6 protein-coding genes and 1 pseudogene are annotated in these 6,043 nt (G+C 40.8%); 3 read left to right on the plus strand and 4 right to left on the minus strand.

Annotation, left to right across the window (positions count from 1 at the left end; genetic code table 11):
• The 4 genes from WB217_RS06520 to sppA all read right to left on the minus strand — a co-directional run.
• Positions 1–206, minus strand: a 206-nt coding sequence (locus WB217_RS06520) for a spore germination protein GerW family protein (RefSeq protein WP_423991781.1), incomplete at its 3' end; no start/stop codon positions are given.
• Between the two features lie 18 nt (positions 207–224).
• On the minus strand, positions 225–920 hold the full coding sequence (locus tag WB217_RS06525; protein WP_423991783.1) for a DUF2953 domain-containing protein: 696 nt from the start codon (positions 918–920) through the stop codon (positions 225–227).
• A gap of 74 nt (positions 921–994) precedes the next feature.
• Complete coding sequence (locus WB217_RS06530) at positions 995–1,552, minus strand: RDD family protein (RefSeq protein ID WP_423991791.1); 558 nt, start codon at positions 1,550–1,552, stop codon at positions 995–997.
• A 182-nt stretch (positions 1,553–1,734) separates the two neighbouring features.
• The gene (gene sppA, locus WB217_RS06535; RefSeq protein ID WP_423991785.1) at positions 1,735–2,745 is read right to left on the minus strand and encodes a signal peptide peptidase SppA; all 1,011 of its coding nucleotides are present in this window, start codon (positions 2,743–2,745) and stop codon (positions 1,735–1,737) included.
• A gap of 141 nt (positions 2,746–2,886) precedes the next feature.
• Here sppA and WB217_RS06540 point away from each other — a divergent pair, with 141 nt between their 5' ends.
• From WB217_RS06540 to WB217_RS06550, 3 genes and pseudogenes are all read left to right on the plus strand, one after another.
• Positions 2,887–3,687, plus strand: coding sequence for an NAD kinase (locus WB217_RS06540; protein ID WP_423991787.1), 801 nt, complete (start codon positions 2,887–2,889; stop codon positions 3,685–3,687).
• A gap of 534 nt (positions 3,688–4,221) precedes the next feature.
• Entirely contained in the window at positions 4,222–5,484 is a 1,263-nt protein-coding gene (clpX, locus tag WB217_RS06545; RefSeq protein ID WP_423991789.1) for an ATP-dependent protease ATP-binding subunit ClpX, read from the plus strand.
• Positions 5,485–5,682: 198 nt separating this feature from the next.
• A pseudogene (locus tag WB217_RS06550) lies at positions 5,683–6,043 on the plus strand (IS4/IS5 family transposase); the annotation flags it as partial.

A 6,043-nucleotide genomic window follows, 5' to 3' on the forward strand; every position in this document is an offset into this window, starting at 1 on the left:
CCAGAGCCTCCTGATCCACTCTTCGTGCTTTCCAAAACAAATTCACTTCCACCAGCAGCAAAACCGAAACCTACTTTAGAAACTGTCAGGATCACACTTCCGTCCGGTGTCTCTACAGGGTCTCCAATGATTGTATTGACATCAATCATTTCTTTTAAACTTTCCATGGCAGTCGTCATAAGTCCTTGAATTGGATGGTCGGACATTCCTGTTTTCCTCCTTGTTTAAACGGTATTAGTTTTATCACCAGAAAGTACGGATAATGGCTTTGTTTTGAAATGCGGCCATCCGCCTTTCCAATATTTAACCAGCTTTATTCCTGCTAAAATAGCATGCCCGACTCTGACTTGAATCATACATTTAAAGCTAGTGATTGACACGGCATGCTGAAAACTAGGCGTGATCGACATAACTGGCATTTCTTTCAGTTTCATATATAGGCTGAGGACACCAATCAATCCGCCTTTTACAGCCCAAAAGGCTCCAGTTAGTACCCCGGTCGCCGCAGCATCTCCTACTCCAACCATAGTGTGCCATTCTATTTTTCTGATTGTTACTTTACTTAAAAAATCCCTAATAATTTTGTGAAGCCCTGCAACATGAGTAACTAAATGCTTAAAATCATTTATGCTGTTTAGCAAATCTGTTTTATCAACTTGCGATGTTTTTTCTTGTTTAATATTTTCATTAGGCCCTGTTTGGATTTTTTGCTCCGCCACAATCGTGGGTGAATTATCATCAATTTTAATAACCGGGATATCGACCTTATACTTTATGAGCCCTCCCCAGGCTTTTACGGTAATTTTAAGATGGTCGTTATCATTGCCGTGGAAATAATCTATAAAAATTTTAACTTTTGTTATAAGGATGATTAGTATAAGTACAGTAAGAAGCAGTAAGGCAAGCAGCACCCATTTCATTATCCTCCACAACCTTTCAGCCTATTATTATCAACAAAAAGGCATAAAAATAAACCTGCCGAAGCAGGTTCATTTTAACGTGGTTCATATATTACGGTTGTATCAGCAAACATGTCATGCAGGCCTTGTTTCTTTTTAGAGAAACCGACGATTAAATACAATACCATGATTGTCGCTGATATAAAACGGCCGATCCATTCCCGGAAAATTACTGTCCCCCATGATAGTCGACTGCCGCTTAACTCGACAACCTTTAAACCGAAGACCATCTTGCCAAGCGTCTGGCCATAATACTTGGTCATCAGCACAAAATATAAATAGAACACGACGGCAGTGGCGATGGTTATAGGTGAGAAAATCCCATCCTCTATTAACGAGATATCCATGGCACGGAAAACAGGATTGATGATCATCCTGTTTACACTGCCAATCACAATCAGATCCAGTAAATAGGCCCAAAATCGCATCCAGAATCCCGCATATAAGCCCTCCCATTGAAAATGGCCAGCTTCATTTTGCTCATCAAACTTTCCTTCAGAATCAATAGGAGGGTGTGCTGAGGTACCCCCATCTGCGATTCGATCGAATTGTCCAGTTTGTTCAACACGTTCAAAGCGATCATTTGGATCAATTACACTGTTGGATTCATTGGGTTCTGCTTGGTCATTTTGTTCCATTTCACTGGTTCTATATGCAGCTTCAGTTCTTACAGGTTGTTCTGTTTCTTCCCGAATTTTCTGTTCATGAAGGCTGGAATCATCAATCTGTCTTTTTTCTTCTTTGTCAAATTCATTCAAATTCATTTTCGTCCCCCCTATTCCGCATACAGATACATTAAGCGGGGAGAATTAGGCTGGGACAGCATCTTCATTAAACCTGCCATTTCCGCGTCTTTCCCCATGATTTTTTGTGCACTCATGCTAAAGAAGGAACCGATTCCCATACTTTCTGTATATTTAACTACCTGGGCATCTCCTAATTTTTCATCCTTCCTTACTGCTTCAATGACATCATCAAGATACCCAAATCCATCGATTAAGTTCAGTTCTTTCGCCTGACGGCCGTCATAGATTCTGCCGTCCGCGATTTTCTTGACCTGTTCAGCAGACATGCCTCGACCTTCTGAAATTACTTTTACGAAACCCTCATAAGAATTATTGATCATGGACTGAAGGATTTTCCGTTCTTCCTCTGTCATCTTCCTGGAAGGACTCATAATATCCTTATAAGGTCCGCTTTTGATGGTGTTGAATTCCACACCATATTTTTCGGCAATTCCAGCATAATTGACACCTTGCATGATGACTCCAAGAGATCCTGTCAAAGTTTCTGGGCTGGCAAAGATTTTATCAGCTGGAGCAGATACATAATACCCCCCGGATGCTGCCATCGATCCCATGGAAACATATACAGGCTTCTTAGTATCCTTCTGTATTTCCTTGATCTTATCGTGTATCTCAGCGCTCTCAACGACCCCTCCACCAGGAGAATTGACTCGCAGGATAATCGCTTTAACATCTTCATCTTCTTTTACATATTCGAGCTGTTGCATGAATGCCTTATGGTTATAGAGCGGACTTTCAAAGAAAGACTGTGTATCCCCAGTGTCCTGGATGACCCCATCAATTGACAGGACAGCGATTTTACTCAGCATGTCCCCTTCCTCAATGATTTCTTCTGCAAACATTTCTTCCGATACAGCAAATATGTCATTAAATGTATTTTCAGCGTCGCTGAATGCGAATGTAGACAAAAGATTAATGACGGTTGAAGCAATCAGCAAACCTGCAGCAATACCTAATGCTGCCCATCTTTTACCATTCATCGTAAAGCCCCCTTAAATTCCTTGTACTTTCAAATAGTTATGTAAAAATGATAAACTGATGTCAATAACATTTATTTTAGCAAAAGATTTCAAAAGTGGGTAAAAATATGGAAAATTACATAATGTTTGGAGGAATCAGTCATGCAAGATCGTCGCAATATTTATTTTTACCATAAGCCCGATACAAAAATGTTGGAAAAAGTTGAGCCTTTATACGAATTAGCAAGACGATATGACTTCAATATTGTTTCAGATTACCGCCAGGCCAACATTATCGTCAGTATCGGCGATGATGGAACATTCCTGCAGGCTGTCAGAAAAACTGGTTTTCGTGATGATTGCCTATACGCTGGAATTTCTACTACTGGCTCTTTGAACATGTATTGCGATTTCCAAATTGCCGATACGGATAAAATGATCGAAGCGATTACCAATTCTCAAATTGAAGTAAGACGCTATCCAACGATTGAGGTCACGATCGATGAAGAGACATCATTTGTTTGCCTGAATGAATTCAGTGTCCGCTCTGGAATCATTAAAGCATTCGTGATGGATGTCTTTATTGATGATATCCATTTCGAAACATTCCGCGGGGACGGGATGATCGTTGCTACTCCAACCGGAAGCACTGCTTATAACAAATCTGTTAATGGTGCGGTTGTAGACCCGCTTCTTCCGTGCATGCAAGTAAGCGAACTCGCTTCAGTGAATAATAATCATTACCGCACTCTTGGATCTTCTTTCATCCTAAGCGGTGACCGAAAGCTTACTTTCAAGGTTGCCCAAGACGGCAATGACTATCCAATAATGGGCATGGATAATGAAGCTTTAAGCATCCAGCATGTCGACAAGTTCGATGTAAAACTAAGCAACAAGCTCATTAAGACTGTCAAACTGAAGGATAATTCCTTCTGGGAGAAAGTTAAGAGGACGTTTTTATAAGAAAAGCGCAAGCGCCTTGTACAAGGAACGGCGACTAAAAACGCCACGTCCTGTGGCAACGTCGGCACTAGGACATCGTGTCCGTCGGAGGGCCTGACAGTGAAGTCGTTCTTTGACTTCATTGGGCGGACCGAAGCGACTCGAGGGGCTAGGCGCTGGAGCTAGACATTTCTCGAAGTGAATTTTATACTCAGTATATAAATAGAGACAAGGCGCGAGTGATCGTGCCTTGTTTTCTACAATAAAAACATATAGTTAAAAACAATATACATACATAATTTTTTAGCAATTTCCCATATGCCGATTTAATGGCACGATTTATGGTTAAGATGATTTAGTACATATTTTTTCACAAAGGTTCATAAGCACGAAACTTGTCCATGTCAAGGGTTATTATTTCCTGTACCTTGGCATAATGTGTTACAATGCAATACATACCTGCTCAACCGCGGCAGAAAAACCGTTACTTAACTTTTCGTTTGCTTATGAATTGCAGCTTTATATATTGTTAGAAGTTCTCAAGGGGTGAAGGCATTGTTCAAATTTAATGATGAAAAAGGGCAGCTTAAGTGTTCTTTCTGCGGCAAAACGCAGGATCAAGTCCGCAAGTTAGTAGCAGGGCCAGGGGTCTACATCTGTGATGAGTGTATTGAATTATGCACGGAAATCGTTGAAGAGGAACTGGGCACTGAAGAAGAAGTTGAATTTAAAGATGTACCAAAACCAATGGAAATCCGAGATATCCTTAATGAGTATGTAATTGGGCAGGATCAAGCTAAGAAAAACTTGTCTGTAGCCGTTTACAACCATTATAAGCGTATTAACTCGAACAGTAAGATTGATGATGTAGAGCTTTCTAAGAGTAATATTGCGATGATCGGGCCGACAGGAAGCGGTAAAACATTGCTTGCGCAAACTCTTGCCCGCATTCTCAATGTACCATTCGCGATTGCGGATGCTACATCACTTACTGAAGCTGGTTATGTTGGTGAAGACGTAGAAAATATCCTTTTGAAATTGATCCAGTCTGCAGATTATGATGTGGAGAAAGCTGAAAAAGGGATCATCTACATCGATGAAATCGATAAAATTGCAAGAAAATCCGAAAACCCATCTATTACAAGAGATGTTTCCGGTGAAGGCGTTCAGCAGGCGCTATTGAAAATTCTTGAAGGAACAGTTGCAAGCGTTCCTCCACAAGGTGGAAGAAAGCATCCTCATCAGGAATTCATCCAAATTGATACAACGAATATTCTATTCATCTGCGGTGGAGCATTTGATGGAATCGAATCAATCATCAAACGCCGCCTTGGCCAAAAAGTAATTGGCTTCGGCTCCGATAAGAAAGAAGAAGAATTAGACAAGAAGGAATTGCTGTCAAAAGTGCTTCCAGAAGACTTATTGAAGTTTGGTTTGATTCCAGAATTCATCGGCCGTTTGCCAGTAATCGCCAGCCTGACTCCGCTTGATGAAGAAGCGCTGGTTGAAATCCTGACTAAGCCGAAAAACGCTCTTGTAAAGCAGTATCAAAAGATGCTGGAGCTTGATAATGTGGAGCTTGATTTCGAAGACGATGCCCTTGTTGAAATCGCAAAAAAGGCAATCGAGCGAAAGACAGGAGCCCGCGGACTACGTTCAATCATCGAAGGCATCATGCTTGACGTCATGTTCGACTTGCCATCACGTGATGATATCGTAAAATGCATCATCACAAAAGAAACAGTCGAAAAAAACATGCCGCCAAAGCTAGTGCTAGAAGATGGAACAGTCCTGAAAGACGAAAGAAACTCAGCATAATAAAAAAGAGTCCGGTGAACTCCACCGGACTCTTTTTCTGTAACGCATTAAAGCAGTGGGGGTCAGACCCACTGGCGTTGCACGACTTACAAAAAAAGTAAAATCATCAAATTTATTTACGGAAAACAAAAAAAGCCCTAATGTAGTAGAGAAAAGGACCATACTTGTTCCCTCACTCTACTACAAAAGGAGCTCACCATGAGTCAAAGTATAGGTCGTGAAATGCTAATTTGTCAATGCTTATCTCTACTGCCAATGGAGGATTTTGAGAATCGGCTTATAGATTACAGGAATTATAAGCTGTCTACCAAGTCACTTTTAAAGATCTTTGTTTCTGCCCAATTAGACCAGTGGAGCTCATACTCTGAAATGGAAGAAAAACTAAGGGCATATCCAAAACTTCGAGATGAGCTCAATCTTAAGGATATAAGTGGTTCTCAACTCAGTCGTAGAATAAATGAACTTCCGACTGAATGGGTTCAAAAACTGTTCTTGAAAGTGGTCAAAAAAATTCAGGAACTTACCCAATCACATAAGGGTATCTCGAAAGAAATTGGTC

Origin of the sequence: Mesobacillus sp., from assembly GCF_049588175.1 — a bacterium.
In the GTDB taxonomy this organism is placed as follows: Bacteria; Bacillota; Bacilli; order Bacillales; family Cytobacillaceae; genus Mesobacillus.